This is a genomic window from Serratia proteamaculans (assembly GCF_949794035.1).
GTDB classification, from domain to species: Bacteria; Pseudomonadota; Gammaproteobacteria; order Enterobacterales; family Enterobacteriaceae; genus Serratia; species Serratia proteamaculans.
Genome location: NZ_OX461105.1, coordinates 2,529,321 through 2,545,779, shown reverse-complemented (window position 1 = coordinate 2,545,779; position 16,459 = coordinate 2,529,321). Strand labels below are relative to the sequence as shown.

Annotated in this window: 19 protein-coding genes; 12 read left to right on the top strand and 7 right to left on the bottom strand. The window is 55.2% G+C overall.

The window, feature by feature from the left end:
* Positions 1-113 precede the first annotated feature (113 nt).
* Complete coding sequence (locus QOT07_RS11980) at positions 114-977, bottom strand: GNAT family N-acetyltransferase (protein ID WP_283603200.1); 864 nt, start codon at positions 975-977, stop codon at positions 114-116.
* Between the two features lie 146 nt (positions 978-1,123).
* Between QOT07_RS11980 and QOT07_RS11975 the strand changes: the two genes are divergently transcribed.
* From QOT07_RS11975 to QOT07_RS11955, 5 genes are all read left to right on the top strand, one after another.
* Entirely contained in the window at positions 1,124-1,357 is a 234-nt protein-coding gene (locus QOT07_RS11975) for a type II toxin-antitoxin system Phd/YefM family antitoxin (RefSeq protein WP_012145071.1), read from the top strand.
* A gap of 22 nt (positions 1,358-1,379) precedes the next feature.
* On the top strand, positions 1,380-1,712 hold the full coding sequence (locus tag QOT07_RS11970) for a type II toxin-antitoxin system RelE/ParE family toxin (RefSeq protein ID WP_283603198.1): 333 nt from the start codon (positions 1,380-1,382) through the stop codon (positions 1,710-1,712).
* A 231-nt stretch (positions 1,713-1,943) separates the two neighbouring features.
* Positions 1,944-2,774, top strand: coding sequence for a mannosyl-3-phosphoglycerate phosphatase-related protein (locus QOT07_RS11965; protein WP_283603197.1), 831 nt, complete (start codon positions 1,944-1,946; stop codon positions 2,772-2,774).
* On the top strand, positions 2,767-3,981 hold the full coding sequence (locus tag QOT07_RS11960; RefSeq protein WP_012145068.1) for a glycosyltransferase family protein: 1,215 nt from the start codon (positions 2,767-2,769) through the stop codon (positions 3,979-3,981). Before QOT07_RS11965 ends, QOT07_RS11960 begins: the two co-directional genes overlap by 8 nt.
* A 124-nt stretch (positions 3,982-4,105) precedes the next feature.
* Entirely contained in the window at positions 4,106-5,302 is a 1,197-nt protein-coding gene (locus tag QOT07_RS11955) for a multidrug efflux MFS transporter (protein ID WP_283603196.1), read from the top strand.
* Between the two features lie 52 nt (positions 5,303-5,354).
* Here QOT07_RS11955 and QOT07_RS11950 read toward each other — a convergent pair whose 3' ends face one another.
* The gene (locus tag QOT07_RS11950) at positions 5,355-5,792 is read right to left on the bottom strand and encodes a VOC family protein (protein ID WP_219016130.1); all 438 of its coding nucleotides are present in this window, start codon (positions 5,790-5,792) and stop codon (positions 5,355-5,357) included.
* 18 nt (positions 5,793-5,810) lie between these two features.
* Positions 5,811-6,680 carry an AraC family transcriptional regulator gene (locus tag QOT07_RS11945; protein WP_283603194.1) on the bottom strand — a complete coding sequence of 290 codons (870 nt, stop codon included), beginning with the start codon at positions 6,678-6,680 and terminating at the stop codon, positions 5,811-5,813.
* Positions 6,681-6,857: 177 nt separating this feature from the next.
* Between QOT07_RS11945 and QOT07_RS11940 the strand changes: the two genes are divergently transcribed.
* Complete coding sequence (locus QOT07_RS11940) at positions 6,858-7,775, top strand: DMT family transporter (RefSeq protein WP_283604354.1); 918 nt, start codon at positions 6,858-6,860, stop codon at positions 7,773-7,775.
* On the opposite strand, the gene QOT07_RS11935 is transcribed toward QOT07_RS11940, so the two are convergent.
* Positions 7,732-8,982: an alpha/beta fold hydrolase gene (locus QOT07_RS11935; protein WP_283603193.1), complete on the bottom strand. Its 1,251-nt coding sequence runs from the start codon at positions 8,980-8,982 to the stop codon at positions 7,732-7,734. The genes QOT07_RS11940 and QOT07_RS11935 overlap by 44 nt on opposite strands.
* A gap of 126 nt (positions 8,983-9,108) precedes the next feature.
* Between QOT07_RS11935 and QOT07_RS11930 the strand changes: the two genes are divergently transcribed.
* The 5 genes from QOT07_RS11930 to QOT07_RS11910 all read left to right on the top strand — a co-directional run bounded on the left by QOT07_RS11930 (position 9,109) and on the right by QOT07_RS11910 (position 13,468).
* A complete protein-coding gene (locus QOT07_RS11930) occupies positions 9,109-9,984 on the top strand; it encodes a LysR family transcriptional regulator (protein ID WP_283603192.1) in 876 nt (291 codons plus the stop codon).
* A gap of 143 nt (positions 9,985-10,127) precedes the next feature.
* Positions 10,128-11,297, top strand: coding sequence for a pyridoxal phosphate-dependent aminotransferase (locus tag QOT07_RS11925; protein WP_085116692.1), 1,170 nt, complete (start codon positions 10,128-10,130; stop codon positions 11,295-11,297).
* Between the two features lie 132 nt (positions 11,298-11,429).
* Complete coding sequence (locus QOT07_RS11920) at positions 11,430-12,437, top strand: alpha/beta fold hydrolase (RefSeq protein ID WP_283603191.1); 1,008 nt, start codon at positions 11,430-11,432, stop codon at positions 12,435-12,437.
* A gap of 28 nt (positions 12,438-12,465) precedes the next feature.
* On the top strand, positions 12,466-12,966 hold the full coding sequence (locus QOT07_RS11915) for a GNAT family N-acetyltransferase (protein WP_283603190.1): 501 nt from the start codon (positions 12,466-12,468) through the stop codon (positions 12,964-12,966).
* 142 nt (positions 12,967-13,108) lie between these two features.
* Entirely contained in the window at positions 13,109-13,468 is a 360-nt protein-coding gene (locus QOT07_RS11910) for an AprI/Inh family metalloprotease inhibitor (protein WP_283603189.1), read from the top strand.
* A gap of 41 nt (positions 13,469-13,509) precedes the next feature.
* Here QOT07_RS11910 and QOT07_RS11905 read toward each other — a convergent pair whose 3' ends face one another.
* Positions 13,510-14,031, bottom strand: a complete 522-nt coding sequence (locus QOT07_RS11905) for a chromate transporter (RefSeq protein WP_099061927.1) — start codon at positions 14,029-14,031, stop codon at positions 13,510-13,512.
* Positions 14,028-14,600 (bottom strand): chromate transporter, encoded by a 573-nt coding sequence (locus QOT07_RS11900; RefSeq protein ID WP_085116687.1) that lies wholly within the window; start codon positions 14,598-14,600, stop codon positions 14,028-14,030. Before QOT07_RS11900 ends, QOT07_RS11905 begins: the two co-directional genes overlap by 4 nt.
* Before the next feature lie 99 nt (positions 14,601-14,699).
* Here QOT07_RS11900 and QOT07_RS11895 point away from each other — a divergent pair, with 99 nt between their 5' ends.
* The gene (locus QOT07_RS11895; RefSeq protein WP_283603188.1) at positions 14,700-15,620 is read left to right on the top strand and encodes a LysR family transcriptional regulator; all 921 of its coding nucleotides are present in this window, start codon (positions 14,700-14,702) and stop codon (positions 15,618-15,620) included.
* On the opposite strand, the gene licT is transcribed toward QOT07_RS11895, so the two are convergent.
* The gene (gene licT, locus QOT07_RS11890; RefSeq protein WP_283603187.1) at positions 15,617-16,456 is read right to left on the bottom strand and encodes a BglG family transcription antiterminator LicT; all 840 of its coding nucleotides are present in this window, start codon (positions 16,454-16,456) and stop codon (positions 15,617-15,619) included. The genes QOT07_RS11895 and licT overlap by 4 nt on opposite strands.
* Positions 16,457-16,459: the final 3 nt, after the last annotated feature.

Here is a 16,459-nt window from a genome sequence, read left to right as displayed (position 1 = left end):
GGTGCAGGAACGGCAGATCCTGCGATTACAACATAGTCATCAGTTGATAACTATTGCACAACATTTGGGCAATGCATCTGGCAATGCACCGCCGTGAACCCTTAATTTCAATTCTATGACCAGGCTTGCGAAACCAGTGCAAAAGTCTGTGCAAGATGACAATCCGGACTATGAGGTGTGTCACGAACCATGATGGTAGGCGTATCAACACAGGGTAACCCCCGCTCAATCAACCATTCGCCAAGACCGGTGTCCAGCGGTGTATCCACCCGTACAAACTGACCGCTGCAAGGCTGGCACAAGGCATCAATCAGGGCAATGGCCCCCGCAAGCTCAGGGGCAACCACCGGGCCAATCATGCTGCCATAACCAAAACGACGCCGCAGGGCAAAACCGACAGCAATCCCCTGCCGCTCCAGCACCAGCGCCTGCCCGGCATTTGCCAGTAACTCTACCAACAGCGGTTGACGCTGCATGCCACTGGCAAGCAAATCCAGCTCACTCAATAAGGCAATATCCGCAGGTAAAGCCGGACGAAGACTTAGCCCGTTTGGCAAAGGTGCGGCATCGCGGGCTGGCAACTCCCGGCATTGATGCTGCGCCAGGGGGCCTTGTTCGACAAACCCCAATTGCTGATACAGCGGCTTTCCCTGATCGCTGGCCACCAATTGCAGCTGAAAAGTGCTCAATGGTGCCATCAACTGCTGCATCATCGCCCTGGCGATGCCTTGCCCCCGGTGCTGCTCGGCGACAATCACCAGCCCCAGCATGGCACGGTGTTCGCCCCACAGCCAGCGTAGCGCACAACCTGCTACCTCACCGCTGGCCTCGGCAATGACGCCGCCCCCCAACGACCACGCCTGCTGCCAATCCTCCAGCCGATGGGGCCACTGCACCTGCTGTGATAGCCCGAATACGGCCGGCAGATCTGTTTCGACCATGGGGCGCAACTTAATGGTCTGATTTTCCTGGGGCACGTTTGCCTCCTGATTCAATAAACATAGGGTCAGTGGGTGGCGAGAATCGCCCTATCACAAAGTATCAGATTTGGTTCTGTCTGGCGCATTGCTTGTGGTCTTAATATGGACTAAATTTGACACATTCGTTCTGCAAGGAGATCAGTATGAAAGTTGAAACCATTAGCTATGTAAAGAAACACGCCGCCGCGCTCGATTTGTCTGAACCTATTTTGGTGACGCAGAATGGCACACCGGCTTATGTGATCGAGTCTTATGAAGAGCGCAAGCAACGTGATGACGCTATTGCCCTGCTTAAATTGCTAACGCTGTCTGAAAAAGACAAAAAAGAAGGGAAAGTTTATACCCGCGACCAGTTACTGGCTGATATAGATAACTAATGCGGTAAAAAGGAGATGTCGCATGAAGGAACAGCTTGATATTGAGTATACCGCAACGGCAAAAAGCACCCTGGTCGAGATTATCCGCCATCTTAAAGCCAATAATGTCCCTCCGATGCCTGTCGTGGGCGAAATCATCAACGCGTTTGAAGCAAGGGTAAGTCAGTTCTCAACCGGTTGTCAGATATGCCCTGAACTTTTAAAGATTGGCTGCGATAAATACCGTGAATGTAATACGGTAAATGGCTCTCGCGTCATCTATTCGCTCGAAGATTCACTCATTACCGTGCACGCTTTTCTTGCACAAAAGCAGGATATTCAGCAAATATTATTCAATCGACTGATTGCGCCCTAAGCCCACCGGGCTCCCTGATACGCCCTCATTTTGCCACGCAAAAACAAAGGTTCCCTGCCACCCGCGGTGGCCAAAACTTGCGCCCTCGCCGATAACCCGTTAGGGTTAATTGTGATTTGCATCACAGTTTTAAGATGCGTGCGGCGATAAATCCCCCTCTTGGTATCCCGCGTTAAAACAAAGTAATCCGCCTATTTATCAGCGAATTGTGCACGATAGAATGGAGATGAAATGCTGAAACTGAGTCCCGACCTGTTAATTTTTACCGATCTGGACGGTTCACTGCTGGATCACCACAGCTACCGCTGGCAAGCGGCGCAGCCCTGGCTGGATCGTCTGGCACAGGCCCAAACGCCGCTGATCATCACCACCAGTAAAACCGCCGCCGAGGTCTGCACATTGCAACAGCAACTGGGGCTGAGCCACTGGCCCTTTATCGCCGAAAACGGCGCGCAGATTGTGTTTCCCGAGGGATGGCACGACCAACCCGACTACCCGGCGAAAACCCTGGGTGCCGATTACCACAGCCTGACGGCAACCTTGCGAGCATTGCGCCACCAGACCGGTTTCGCCTTTCAGGGATTTGCCGATGTGGATGCCGCGACGGTGGCAGACTGGACCGGCTTAACCCTGACGCAAGCCCGCCAGGCACGGCAACGTGCCGGTTCTGAACCGCTTCGTTGGGCAGGCACCGATCGCCAACTTGAACACTTTCGCACCCTGCTGGCGCAACACGACCTGCATCTGACCCAGGGGGGGCGCTTTTATCACCTGATGAGCCGAGAGGTCAGCAAGGGCAATGCTGCCCGCTGGCTGACCGCGCGTTATCAATTAATTCGGCGTCAACCTTTAACCACCCTCAGTCTGGGCGATGGCCCCAATGATCTCTCCTTGCTCCACGCCAGCGATCTGGCGGTATTGATCCGCGGGCAGCAGGCCCAACCGCTTAACTTACCGAACGACTTCTCCGGCCGGCTGTACCGCACGCAACAGCAAGGCCCACAGGGCTGGTGCGAAGGATTGGATCATTTTCTGCTTAACGGGAGATCTCAACATGAGTGAATTTTACCAGGACGGCATCATCACCAACTTCCACAATCTGGCCCAACGTGACTTGGCCGAGCTGGAATATGAGCTGCAGGTGTTCTCCGGCCGCAACACCATGGGGTTGATTTTGCCTTCGCTTTATTCCGAGCTGGAGGGCCCGGCGCTGGACAAGATCGTCGATACGCTGGCACAGGTGCCCTATCTGGAGGAAATCGTGATTGGCCTGGATCGCGCCAACCATCAGCAGTTTCTGCACGCCAAAGCCTTCTTCTCGCGCCTGCCACAGCGCCACCGGATTTTGTGGAATGATGGGCCGCGCCTGACGGCGATTGCCGAACAGCTCAGCGCCGAAGGACTGGCACCCAACGAGCCGGGCAAAGGCCGCAACGTGTGGTTCTGCGTCGGCTATACCCTGGCATCGCGCCGCAGCAGCTGTGTGGCGTTGCACGACTGTGACATTGTCACCTATGATCGTCGCATGCTGGCGCGCTTATTGTACCCGGTGGCCAACCCGCAGTTTCATTACGACTTCTGCAAGGGCTATTACGCACGGGTGGCCGGCGGCAAGCTGAATGGCCGCGTGGGTCGGTTGCTGGTGTTTCCGCTATTGAAATCACTGCAAAAGGTCTATGGCAACTCGGATTTTCTCGACTATCTGCGCAGCTACCGCTACCCGCTCTCCGGCGAGTTCGCCATGCGTACCCATATCCTCAATGACCTGCGTATTCCCAGCGACTGGGGCCTGGAGATTGGCGTGCTGTCGGAAATCCACCGTAATACCGCCACCAACCGCATCTGTCAGGTCGATATCGCCGACCATTACGACCACAAGCATCAGCCAATGTCAGAAGATGACCCGAACACCGGCCTGCAACGTATGGCGAGCGACATTACCAAGGCGTTGTATCGCAAGCTGGCGATCCAGGGGGTGCCGATCACCAGTGATTCTTTCCGCGTACTGCGCGCCACTTATTACCGCACCGCGTTGGATATGATCGACGCCTTCGAGCACGACGCCAAAATGAACGGTCTGGGCTTCGATCGTCACAGTGAAGAATCAGCGGTCGAGCTGTTCTCCCGGGTCATTTCTCAGGCGGGTCACGCCTTTAGCGAAAATCCCGGTGACAAACCCTTTGTGCCTAGCTGGAACCGCGTACAGTCCGCCTTCCCGGACATTCTGCAGCGGCTGTATGATGCCGTGGAGCAAGATAATCAGCAGTAAATGCCCCCGCCGTTTGGCGGGTTTTACTTTTGTTCACTGATTTCGCCCAGCAGCGCCTGATAACCGGTGTTATTATTACTCTGCTCAATAAATCCCTCCTAATTCAAAGTGGTACGACAAGCTGATGGAAGCGTGGAAACTCAATCTGATCTCGGTCTGGCTCGGCTGTTTCTTCACCGGGCTGGCAATGAGCCAAATCCTCCCTTTTCTGCCGCTGTATATCGAACAGCTCGGCGTCAGCGGCCACCAGTCTCTGAGCATCTGGTCCGGTCTGGTGTTCAGCGGCACTTTTTTGGTCTCGGCGCTGGTATCACCGCTGTGGGGCAGCCTGGCTGACCGCAAAGGACGTAAATTGATGCTGTTGCGTGCTTCGCTGGGGATGGCGGTCGTGATTGCGCTGCAAGGCATGGTGACCAACGTATACCAGCTGTTTGCACTGCGTGCTTTGATGGGTCTGACCTCCGGCTATATCCCAAATGCCATGGCGCTGGTTGCGTCGCAGGTACCGCGTGATAAAAGCGGCTGGGCTTTGGGCACCTTGTCTACAGGCCCGGTGACCGGAGTGATCGTTGGTCCACTGCTGGGCGGCCTGATGGCTGACCATTTGGGGTTACGCGTGGTGTTTTTCGTCACCGCCGGGCTGATGTTTGTCAGTTTCCTGATCACCCTGTTCCTGATAAAAGAACGCAGTATCGAGGTGAAAAAAGCCGATCGGCTAAGCGGCAAAGCGGTATTCCAGTCGCTGCCCTATCCGACGCTGATTGTAACCCTGTTTATCAGCACACTGATGATCCAGTTGGCCAACTCTTCCATCAGTCCCATTCTGACGCTGTTTATCAAGGATTTGTCCGGTGATAGCGGCAATATAGCCTTTATTAGCGGTATGATCGCCGCCGTTCCCGGCGTTGCCGCATTGATTTCCGCACCGAGCCTCGGCCGACTTGGCGATCGTATCGGTACCGCACGTATTCTGTTGGCGGCGTTGGGGTTAACCACGGTGCTGTTCGCCATCATGGCGTGGGTGGAAACACCGCTACAGCTGGGGATCCTGCGTTTTCTGCTGGGTTTTGCCGACGGCGCCTTGATGCCTGCCGTGCAGACGCTGCTGTTGAAGTACTCTTCCGATCAGGTCACTGGCCGTATCTTCGGCTATAATCAGTCATTTATGTATCTTGGTAACGTGGTGGGTCCGCTAATTGGCTCTGGCGTTTCGGCACTGATGGGCTTCCGCTGGGTGTTTGCGGTAACGGCGGTGCTGGTGCTGATTAACTGCCTGCAGGTACGTAGCCAGTTTAACAAGGTCGAAGGCGTACGGAAGTGATCAAGAGGGCCACCACCGCGGCCCTGTCGTTCTTAAAAAACGTTGGCAACGGTTAATCTCGCAGCCAGGGGGTAAAGGTCACACCGATCAACAGCCCTTCCGGGCTGAGCAACCGGGTAACACTCTGACCCCAGGGCTCTTCACGGTTGGCGATCAGCAAACGATAACCGCGATCAATCAACCCCTGCGTCGCCAGCGCCATATCAGCGACGTCAAACTCCATCCACGCCTGGGGTACCGGTAAATCGGTCGGCCATTGATCGCTACCGAAACACGACTGTGCGGCCTGCGCCAATGGCCACAGAGCAAAGTGCTTCACCCCCTCCAGTGCGCCATGCTCGGTCAGCAAATAATCGGCATTGCCGTCCATCGGCTTAAGCGGTAGCCCCAGCGCGTCAGCATAAAACGCCTTGCTGTGCTCAGTTTGTTGGGTAATCGGCCCAAATCCGGCGACAAACAACACGCCTAGTCCTGCGAACTGCTGTTCCATGTTCTCTCCTGTTGGCTATCAACGCCCCAGACGCATTTGCATCGGGGCAATTCCGTAGGCCGCTTTGAAACGGTTGCTGAAATGGCTGGAGGAGCTGAAACCGCACTCCAGCGCAATCTGCGTCAACGGCAGCAGGCTGTGGCACAAAAGTTTTTCTGCCTGCTGCAACCGTGCACGCATAACAAACTGGTGTGGTGCCAGACCGGTGTCATGTTTGAACATGCGAGCAAAGTGGAACTCACTCAGTCCGGCCTGCGCAGCCAAGTCTGCCAGCAATAACGGCTGGTCGAGATGCTGCTCAATATACTCTTTCACCCGTCTGGCAACCGTCGGAGCCAGACCGCCGCGCACCTGCGGCATCGCCCATTGCAGTTGACTATAGCGCTGCACCAGGTGCGACATCAGCAAAGTGGTGGCACTGCTGAGCGCCAGTTGGTTGGCACGTTCTTGCCAATTGCAGTTAAGTAAAAACTGGCGATACAGCAGCGTGATTTGGGGATCTTCGCCAAAGGCGCATTGTTCGAGGTTAATTGACGCCGGGCTGCGATCCCAGGTTTGCTCCACCACCTGGCGCAGGTGCTGATCGGTGCAGTATAGATGCACAAAAGATAAATCGCTGCGCACATCCCAGGTAGATTCATATTGACGCGGCATAATACAAAAACGGTCCGGCCCGCCGCCGTTCTTCCAGCCACCCGGCACCTTTTGATAGCACTCATAGCCGTCGGCGACATACAGGCTCAGCGTATGGTGATTAGCGCTTTCCTGAGTAATGCGATCGTTGCAGTTTGACCAGGCGGCCAATTCCACGCCAGAAGCCAGTTGCACACTGTTGTGCAACCGCGCTTTATGCTCCCGCAGGGTTTCAAACGCCTTATAGCTGGACATTGCCGCCTCCGTTTCTCAATCCCTCCAGTGTAGAGAGAGGCACTGCGCCACACCAGCCGTCAGCCCGCGCTTTTGCCAAAAAAAGCGCAAGAATATGCAATTGTACGCAAAGCGCTGAAAGCACGGCGGCCTGCAACAACGGATACTGAGCCGGTCTATTGTTTACTGGAGTCTATGATGAACACGCTGTTGTACCTTGCCGTAGTGCTGATCTGGGGCACGACCTGGATTGCGATTACCTTGCAGCAGGAAGGGCCTGTAGCCATTCCCGTTTCCATCAGTTACCGCTTTGTGGTTGCTGCGGGAGTGATGTTGGTGATTCTGCTACTGGCACGCCGCCTGCGCCGTATTGCCCCGCGCGATCATGTGTTTTGCATCCTGCAAGGCTGCTGCGTGTTCGGCTTTAACTTTTACTGTTTCTACCATGCCGCTGCCTATATCAGCAGCGGACTGGAGTCGGTAATTTTCTCAATGGCGGTGCTGTTCAACGCCGTTAACGGAGTGCTGTTCTTCCGCCAGCGCCCCAGCCCAAACCTGCTGCCGGCGGCGGTGCTGGGCCTGACCGGGATCGTCGCCCTGTTCTGGCAGGATCTGGCCGCCACACAGCTGGCACCGGAGCTGTTGAAAGGCATCGGGCTGAGCGCTCTGGGCACCTACGGATTCTCTTTGGGCAATATGATCAGTACCCGTCACCAGCGGCGCGGTCTGGATATTCTGTCCACCAATACCTATGCCATGAGCTACGGCGCGATCCTGATGGCGCTGATTGCCCTGGCTCAGGGCGCATCGTTCCAGATTGAGTTCAGCAACCGCTATATCGGCTCACTGCTGTATCTGGCGATATTCGGCTCAGTGATTGCCTTCGCCGCCTATTTCAGCCTGCTGGGTCGTATCGGTGCCGGTGCAGCGGCGTACAGCACCCTGCTGTTCCCTCTGGTGGCGCTGAGTATTTCGACAATTTATGAAGGCTACCAGTGGCACCTCAATGCGGTGATTGGCCTGTGCCTGATCCTGCTGGGCAATCTGGTGATGTTTGCCAAACCGGGCAGGCTCACGGCTTTGTGGCGTCGCCGGGCGGTAACGTTACCCGAATAAAGTGCTCAATGGCCACCACCAGTTCGCTGGCGGCCTCCAATGGAGGATGATGCCCTACGCCATCCATCATTAATAGACTGGCATGAGCAATACCACCCACCATCTCATCACTGAGTTCCGGTGGCGTGGCAAGGTCTTGCGTCCCACAAATGACCAGCGTAGGTGCCGTTATCAGCGACAACAGATCACGGGAATCTGTCCGTGCAATCACCGCAGCATCAATCGCCAGCGTTAAACCTCTGCGGTCGTGTCGCAGCATCACCGCCCGTTCTCTCGCCATGGTCTGCGGATGATTAAGCCGCCAATCAGGTGCATTTACCTTGTGCTGTACATTCAGAAAAGCGGCCTCACAATCTTCAGCGCTACCCTGCGAGATAATCGCCTTTAAACGCGCCCAGTCAGCCTGGCGTTGCGAGAACTCCTCACGCGCACTGGTTCCAATCAATATCAATCCGGACAACAATTGCTGATGCCGCGCAGCCAAGCGGATCCCAACCATTCCCCCTTGGCTTTGCCCAATGAATATCACCGGGCCAAGGGAAAGCTCGTTAATCATTAACGCTAAATCTTCTGCAATATCATCCAGTGACCACCCCTGGTGATTAAAACTGCTTTCCCCGTGGCCCGGCATATCAAGCACAATGCAGCGATAATGCCTTTCCAATACGGCGACCTGCTCGGCAAAAATATCGCGGTCGACAAACAGACCATGGGCAAAAATAAGCACGGGTCCCTCCCCACGATCCGAATAGGCGTACTCGGTGTTATTGAGCCGGATCTGCTGTCTTTCCCAATCTCGGGTAGAATCAAAAGCGCGCGCCAACAACGCTGAGTCTTCGAAAATCTGATAACGTGCTATCAAACCATCGCGGATCCGGAAATAAAGCATAAAATCGCTGCCTACACTGCGGCCGGTAGAAATCACGCGGTGACGGAAATACCCGCTCACCATAACGCTATCATTCGACGCCAACCAGTTATCCAACCGGAACACCCGTGGTTGAAAACGCTCAGGGAATGACTGGAGCCACTCGCGCACACATTCACGCCCTTTGAGTAATCCAACGGTTGAAACCTGAGTGACACCGTCAACATGCCACACCACATCGTCGGTCATCAGTCGCAACGCCCCATCAATATCCCCTTTTCCAAATGCGCTGATATAGCGCTGCACAACCCCGATGTTGGCTGAGGTAAGGTCTGTCATGTGATACTCCTTTTGAAAAATTAAAAGACTCGCCATTAAAGGCTCGCTCAATCAACGTCTGGGTTTTATTATTAGCTTTCGTTTTTTGCATAACTATAGAAATAACTGCCAATTGGTTTTCTAAAAATGAAAAATATGGATTGGAACGATCTGCGTTATTTCCTTTGTGTCGCAAGGCACGCCAGCCTGACCGGCGCAGCACAACAGCTGGGTGTCAGCCAATCCACGGTCGCGAGGCGGGTTGCAGCACTGGAAGAATGCCTTGGTACTGCGTTATTTGTACGCCATGCCACGGGCTATTATCTGACGGACAATGGGCACGACGTTCTGGCACGAGCCGAACAGGTTGAAGTGCGGATCTTTGAACTGGAAAAAGGCTCGTCCAGCCTGGACGCTACCGTTGCCGGCGTTGTCCGGTTGGCAACTGCCGAAACTATGGCCACCCGGATTATCATTCCTGCTCTACCGTTATTGGCCACACGCTATCCTAGGTTACGGCTGGAGTTGATCACCGGTATCGGAATGGTTGATCTACCGCGCTATCAGGCCGATTTGGCATTGCGTCTGGTGCGCCCCGAACATGGCAATTTAGTGATCCAAAAACTGGGAAATATGGCCTCTGCGGTATATGGCAATCAGGATTACCTTGCCCGGTACCCGCCCGAGGAAAGGCGCTTCATCTGCTGGGATAAAACCTATGCACATCTACCCGCCGCACAGTGGATGGAAAAACATGGACATAGCCAGGATCCGGTATTAACCACCAACAGTGTCGCGACACAATATGCAGCAGCCAAAATGGCTATCGGTTTGGCCGTCTTACCCTGCTTTATGGTGAGGAATGATGATCGACTGGTTCAAACGCAAATGCCGAAGGATGTATTTACAGAAGAATTGTGGCTGGTTGCGCATGCCGACGTCCGTGCCTCGGCGCGCGTTCGAGCGATAAGCGAATTTTTGCAGGATATTTTTAGAAAGGAAGACGCTGAATGGCATAAGTAAAAGCGTGTCACGGTGCAATTATTGACTTACGCTGGTGCACTATAGTGCACCAGATAATTTTAACTATTAAAAATCAACATATTAAAAGTTGGCATGTTTTCTGCCTGTTCTCCCTGCAACTTTATAAAAAGGAGAAAGAACACATGCAAGAAAGCAACACCTTAAACGTTAAGCGTAGGCAGTTATTAAAACTCTCTGGGGCCCTGGCCGGCGGTATCGCACTGGCAGGGTTGAATCGCAGCGCACTGGCGAACGTCGCATCAGGTAACGCACCGTTCACCACCCCCACCGCAGATAATCCGATCCGCATCAACTTCAACGAAAACCCACTCGGCATGTCACCCAAGGCACAAGCGGCCGCGCGCGATGCGGTGGTAAAAGCCAATCGCTATGCCAAGGACGAGATTGTCGCCCTGCGCAGCAAGCTGGCCAGCCTGCATCAGGTGCCGGAAAGCGCGATCTTGCTCACTGCCGGGTCGTCTGAAGGGATACGTGCAGCCGTAGAGGCTTACGCCACGCTGGATACTCAGTTGGTGATCCCGGAGCTGACCTACGGCGACGGCGAGCACTTTGCCAAAATTGCCGGCATGAAAATCACCAAAGTACCGATGCTCGCAGGCTGGCAGTTTGACATCGACGGTCTGAAACAGGCGGTGGCGAGCTACAGCGGGCCGTCGCTGGTCTATCTGGTCAACCCCAATAATCCCACGGCAACCATCACACCGGCCGATTTGATCGAGCCCTGGATCGCCGCCAAACCGACCAATACCATGTTTATTGTCGACGAAGCTTATGCCGAGTTTGTTAACGACCCGCGTTTTCGTTCGGTCAATCCGTTAGTCAGTCAAGGTGCGGATAACGTTATTCTGCTGAAAACATTTTCAAAAATCTTTGCCATGGCTGGCATGCGCGTGGGTTATGCCGTTGCTCAACCGGCGATCGTCGCCCGTCTGAGCAACCACGTTGCCGGTGAAAAAATCAACTTTTGCGGCGTCGATGCCGCACTGGCCTCACTGGATGACCAGGCCTTCATTACTTACAGCAAAAAAAGTAACGATACTTCACGCCAGATCCTGCTGGATGCATTAATAGCGTTGAAAATTCCCTATCTGCCGTCCGAAGGCAATTTTGTCTTTCTCCAGCTCAGCGTGCCGCTGAAAGAGTTCCAGCAGCACATGAAACAAGCCGGTGTATTGATTGGCCGCGCCTTCCCACCGGCGGATGCCTGGTGTCGCATCTCGCTCGGCACGCCGCAGGAAATGGCCTTTGTCGCCAAAACCCTGCACGAGTTCCGTGCCAAGGGCTGGGTATAGTGGCCCTGATACGCTAAACCACCGCCGCCAGTTCGCTGGCGGTTATCATTCGACAACCCCCTTTTTCATCCTGAAAACCACTCTATTATGGCTATACTCAGACTCTTGCCGATTTTTCATAAGGAGATCAGGATGCTGAGATTTTCCCGCCTCTGGCTGCTATCCGCCGCCCTCACCGCCTTTACGGCTGGCGCGGCAACCGAAACCCCGAAGTACGGCCAGGAACTGCAGGGCTTTCACTACCCTTATCCCCTGGAGCAGTACAACTTTAGCTCTCAAGGGCAGTCGTTAAGCATGGGTTATATGGACGTGCCGCCAGAGGGTGAAGCCAATGGTCACACTGCGGTGCTGATGCACGGCAAAAACTTTTGTGCAGCCACCTGGCAAGACACTATCAAGGCGCTGAGCAAAGCCGGCTACCGGGTGATCGCGCCGGACCAAATCGGTTTTTGCAGTTCGACCAAACCACAGCATTACCAATACAGCTTCCAGCAGTTGGCACAGAACACTCACGCGTTGCTCAATAACCTGAAAATCAGTAAAGCGGTGATCGTCGGCCACTCCACCGGTGGCATGCTGGCAACGCGCTACAGCCTGATGTATCCGCAGGCGGTTGAGCGACTGGTGATGGTGAACCCGATTGGGTTGGAAGACTGGAAGGCCAAGGGCGTGCCATGGCGCAGCGTCGATCAATGGTTCGAGCGCGAACTAAAAACTTCCGCTGCCGGTATCCGGCAATATGAGTTGAATACCTACTATGTCGGCCGCTGGAAACCAGAATATGACCGCTGGGTCGATATGCTGGCCGGGCTGAACAACGGGCCGGGGCATCGTCTGGTGGCCTGGAACTCGGCGCTGATTTACGACATGATTTTTACCCAGCCGGTGTACTACGAATTTAAGGATCTGCAAACACCGACCACGCTGATGATTGGCACCGCTGACACTACCGCCATCGGCAGCGACATCGCCCCGCCAGCGGTCAAAGCCAAACTGGGGCATTACAATCTGCTGGGTAAACAGGTGGCGAAATTGATCCCGCACGCCAGCCTGATCGAGTTCCCGGGGCTGGGCCATGCGCCACAGATGGAACAACCTGCGCAATTTAATCAGGCGCTGATCAAGGCATTGCAGCCATAACCCTCTCGATACAGGACAGGAACCCTCCATGCTTGATATTAAAATTCGCCGCCTGCAAGCAGAAGACTCCGAGGATTTTCGGACTATCCGGCTATCGGCTTTAAAAAAATCCCCCGAGATGTTCGGCTCGCTTTATTCGGTTGAGGCCATGAGACCGCTACCGTTTTTTGCCGACAGACTCGCCAACTGCGCCGTATTCGGCGCCTATTCAGACGGCAAGATCGTGGGGATTATGGTATTCAGGCAGGCCGAGGGGATTAAAGATGCCCATAAGGCTTCCCTGACCGGGGTATTTGTTGAACCCGAATTCAGAGGCCAGGGGGTCGCCCATGCACTGCTAAAAGCGGTCATTGACTATGGTTCCAACCAGGTCGAACAGATACTGCTGACGGTTGTAGCGGACAACGATACCGCAATCAGCCTCTACAAAAAATACGGTTTCGAGCCCTATGGCATGGAACCTCGGGCTTTAAAAACCGCACAGGGTTATCTCGATGAAATGCTGATGGTGCTTATTTTTCGCCGGTAAACGAGCATTAAAACCCCTTACCCTTCACTCACCCGGCTCTGGGGATCGTGCTATGGTATTAGCGGATTTCAGTAAGGAGTGGCCGATGTCGAGATTTCTCTGTTTGCGCACACTACGGCGCGTTGCCCTGACAGGAGTTGTTATGAGCCTTATGTTAAGCAGCACCAGCTTTGCCAGTTCACTGCCCCTGCTGGCCCCCTCTGCACTGAAAGGGCACTGGCAGTTGAATGATGCGGAAAACAACGCCGCCACCTGTGACGTTGAATTAAGTGATGAACTGATCGAAGGTACCAACGCCTACCGTTTTACCGCCTCGACACAGTGTCTGCAGCCGCTGGCCCTGACCGAACTGCCGGTTGCCTGGCGCCCAACGCCGGACGGTATGACGCTAACCAACGCCGACGGCAGCATGGTCGCGTTCCTGGCGCTGACGGCCCCTAAGCACTATGAAGTGATGAACCATAACAGCAAGCCGCGCTTTACGCTGACACCACGCCAATAACCTGCTTTTCTGGCATGGCGGCAGCGTAAAAAAATCTGCCGTCACGCCACCAACAATCCCATTAACGCCCCGCCCGCCAACACCCATAGCGGATGAATGCGCTTGCTCATGCTCACGAGCGTGGCCAGCAGAATAATCGCCGCCAGCGGCCAGCTTGGCGCGGAAGCCTCGGCAATCAGCACCCCACTCGCCGCCACCAAACCGACGGTAACCGGCACCAGACCGCTCTGCACTCTGCGCCGCCAGGGTTTGTCCTTGAAACGCCGCCAGGCACCCATCACCAACAGGGTGACGATCGACGACGGGCCAAACTTGGCTACCGAAGAGACCAGCAGCCCGGCCCAGCCGGCCACGTGCCAGCCAATCAGCGGCACGATCATCATATTCGGCCCCGGTGCAGCCTGCGCCATGGCGAACAGCGCACTGAACTCCTGCGCGCTCATCCATTGGTGAACCTCCACCACCTGACGCTGCATTTCCGGCAGAATGGTCATGCCGCCACCGAACGCCAGCAACGACAGCTCCGTGAAGATCAGCGCCAGCGAGATCAAGATGCCCGTCATGAACGGCTCCTCCACCCCATCAGCAGAATGCTCAACGGTGCCAATACCAGCATGGTCGGTAATAACGGCAGACGCAGCCAGGCGATGGCGATCAGGCTGAGTGCGACAATCGCCAGTGCCAGCCATTTACCGCGCAGCGGTAACAACATTTTTACCCCGGTGGACAACAATAAACCTGCTGCCGCCGCGGCCAACCCGGCAAACACGTGCTGCACATGTGCATCGTTCTGGAAGCGGGCATAGACCATGCCCAGTCCCACCACAATTGCCGTCGGCGCACTGATCAGCCCCAACAGGGCGCACAAAGCTCCCCGCAGACCGCGAAACTCCATGCCAACGGCTACCGAAAGGTTGATCACGTTGCCACCGGGCAAAAACTGACACAGCCCCAGCAGTTCGGTGAACTGTTCACCGCTCAGCCAGCGACGATCCTCCACCAACATGTTGCGCGCCAGCGGCAGTACGCCGCCAAAGCCCATTAACCCAAGCATCAGAAAGCCCCAAAATAACTCGCCATTACCCGGCGGTGACGCAAGTTGGCTGTTTTTTACCGCATCAGATTCAGACATTGCCGCTTCCACATTGCTTATTATGATGGCTGGTATGATGCGCGTCGCCATGCCATGCTGTTTAATGCATTTCATAAGCAACAAGGATACCTTTAGGGTATGGCTATGATCGAACTTCGCCGCCTTCGGGCGTTCGTTACCGTGGTAGAAGAAGGCAATATTACCCGCGCCGCCGAACGTCTGTTTATTCAGCAGCCGCCGTTAACCCGCCTGTTGCAGGGGCTGGAAGATGAGCTGGGGGTAAAACTGTTGCAGCGCCTGCCGCGCGGCGTTCGCGTCACCGAAGCCGGCAATGTGCTGTTCAATGAAGCGCGTGCTCTGTTGGCACGTGCGGAACATCTGACCGAAGCGGTACACCGTGCCGCACGCGGCGAACAGGGGCATATTGCCATCGGCTTCACCAGCTCCGCCGCACTGCATCCGTTTGTACCAAACCTGCTGCGCCGCTACCGTGAGATCCTGCCGGGCATTACCACCCAGTTAGAAGAAGCCGGCAGCGGTGAGTTACTGGATGCACTGGTGGATGAAAGGCTCGACGTGGCCTTTGTGCGTTCACCGGTGGGCGGCATTCCCGGATTGACGATTGAACCGGTGCTGCGCGAACCGATGTTGGTCGCGCTTCCGGTGGGTCATCCACTGGCGGTTAACGGCGAACAACCACTGCCGCTGACCGCGTTAACCCACGAAGCCTTTATTCTGTACCGTCGACCTGCGGGCCAGGGGTTATACGATGCCATTCTGGCCGCCTGTCACCGCGCCGGGTTCAGCCCCCGGGTGATCCAGGAAGCGCCGCGCCTGCCCGCCACCCTCAGCCTGGTGGGCGCCGGTTTGGGGCTGTCAATCGTGCCGGCCTCGATGCGGCGGCTGGGCGGTGACGGCATCGTCTATCGGGCGATTAGCGATCAGGCCCAGCTCAGTGCGCCGCTTTATCTGGCGCTGCGCAGCAACCGATCCTCGGCCATCATTAACCGCTTTTGCGATCTGGTGGCCGAAGCGGTCAGTGAGCAATCGCCCGGCTAATCCTGCTTGTCGGCGATGCGCGTCAGGTGGATCACCAGATACAGCAGCTCATCGTTCGACATTTCCATCTGCAACAGATTCTTCACGTAGTCGCGGATCAGCAGCGCACCGCGATAGGCATGCGGATATTCTTTGGTCACCTGGGCAAAGATAAAATCGTCTTTCGACGCCATCTGTTGCCCTTCAACCATGCGCTGAATAAAAAACTGCATGTGCACCAGAAAACGCGAGTAGTTGAGCGAGTCGGTATCGATATTGATGCGAAAATGGTATTTGATGATATTGAAAATGTCCTTCAACATCTTCACCGCCAGCAGCGTATGCTCCATGTTTTGCACATCGGTCTGACCATTAACCAGATGGAAAGCGATGTTGCCCGCCTCTTCTTCCGGCAGGCTAATGTTCAACCGCTGGTTGATGTGCGCCAGCGCCTGCGTCGCCACCGCGAACTCCTGCGGATAAAAACGCTTCACCTCAAACAACAGACGGTTCTGAATGGCAATGCCCTTGTGATAACGCTCAATGGCAAAGCTGATATGGTCCGCCAGCGTGAAGAAAATCTGCTCGTTAATCCGCCCATTGAGCTGCCGATTGGCCTCCGCGAGGATCATCTGCACGATCTCGATATACTCTTCCGGCGTGGATTCTATTAGCCGCAGGTAATCACGGCCCTTTTGGCCGTTTTGCACCACATACACTTTCTCTATCGCGGCCGGGTCGAGAACGTCACCCACTTTGCTGTTAAAGCCAATACCCTTGCCCATAGCAATAACTTCATTGTTATCGTCGTCAGTCGATAGCACCAGGCTATTATTGAGTACCTTAATGACTTTCATCGT

Coding starts and splice junctions, on each gene's coding strand:
- QOT07_RS11975 (WP_012145071.1), top strand. CDS start 1,124: ATGAAAGTTGAAACCATTAGCTATGTAAAGAAACACGCCGCCGCGCTC.
- QOT07_RS11970 (WP_283603198.1), top strand. CDS start 1,380: ATGAAGGAACAGCTTGATATTGAGTATACCGCAACGGCAAAAAGCACC.
- QOT07_RS11965 (WP_283603197.1), top strand. CDS start 1,944: ATGCTGAAACTGAGTCCCGACCTGTTAATTTTTACCGATCTGGACGGT.
- QOT07_RS11960 (WP_012145068.1), top strand. CDS start 2,767: ATGAGTGAATTTTACCAGGACGGCATCATCACCAACTTCCACAATCTG.
- QOT07_RS11955 (WP_283603196.1), top strand. CDS start 4,106: ATGGAAGCGTGGAAACTCAATCTGATCTCGGTCTGGCTCGGCTGTTTC.
- QOT07_RS11950 (WP_219016130.1), bottom strand. CDS start 5,792: ATGGAACAGCAGTTCGCAGGACTAGGCGTGTTGTTTGTCGCCGGATTT.
- QOT07_RS11945 (WP_283603194.1), bottom strand. CDS start 6,680: ATGTCCAGCTATAAGGCGTTTGAAACCCTGCGGGAGCATAAAGCGCGG.
- QOT07_RS11940 (WP_283604354.1), top strand. CDS start 6,858: ATGAACACGCTGTTGTACCTTGCCGTAGTGCTGATCTGGGGCACGACC.
- QOT07_RS11935 (WP_283603193.1), bottom strand. CDS start 8,982: ATGACAGACCTTACCTCAGCCAACATCGGGGTTGTGCAGCGCTATATC.
- QOT07_RS11930 (WP_283603192.1), top strand. CDS start 9,109: ATGAAAAATATGGATTGGAACGATCTGCGTTATTTCCTTTGTGTCGCA.
- QOT07_RS11925 (WP_085116692.1), top strand. CDS start 10,128: ATGCAAGAAAGCAACACCTTAAACGTTAAGCGTAGGCAGTTATTAAAA.
- QOT07_RS11920 (WP_283603191.1), top strand. CDS start 11,430: ATGCTGAGATTTTCCCGCCTCTGGCTGCTATCCGCCGCCCTCACCGCC.
- QOT07_RS11915 (WP_283603190.1), top strand. CDS start 12,466: ATGCTTGATATTAAAATTCGCCGCCTGCAAGCAGAAGACTCCGAGGAT.
- QOT07_RS11910 (WP_283603189.1), top strand. CDS start 13,109: ATGAGCCTTATGTTAAGCAGCACCAGCTTTGCCAGTTCACTGCCCCTG.
- QOT07_RS11905 (WP_099061927.1), bottom strand. CDS start 14,031: ATGACGGGCATCTTGATCTCGCTGGCGCTGATCTTCACGGAGCTGTCG.
- QOT07_RS11900 (WP_085116687.1), bottom strand. CDS start 14,600: ATGTCTGAATCTGATGCGGTAAAAAACAGCCAACTTGCGTCACCGCCG.
- QOT07_RS11895 (WP_283603188.1), top strand. CDS start 14,700: ATGGCTATGATCGAACTTCGCCGCCTTCGGGCGTTCGTTACCGTGGTA.
- licT (WP_283603187.1), bottom strand. CDS start 16,456: ATGAAAGTCATTAAGGTACTCAATAATAGCCTGGTGCTATCGACTGAC.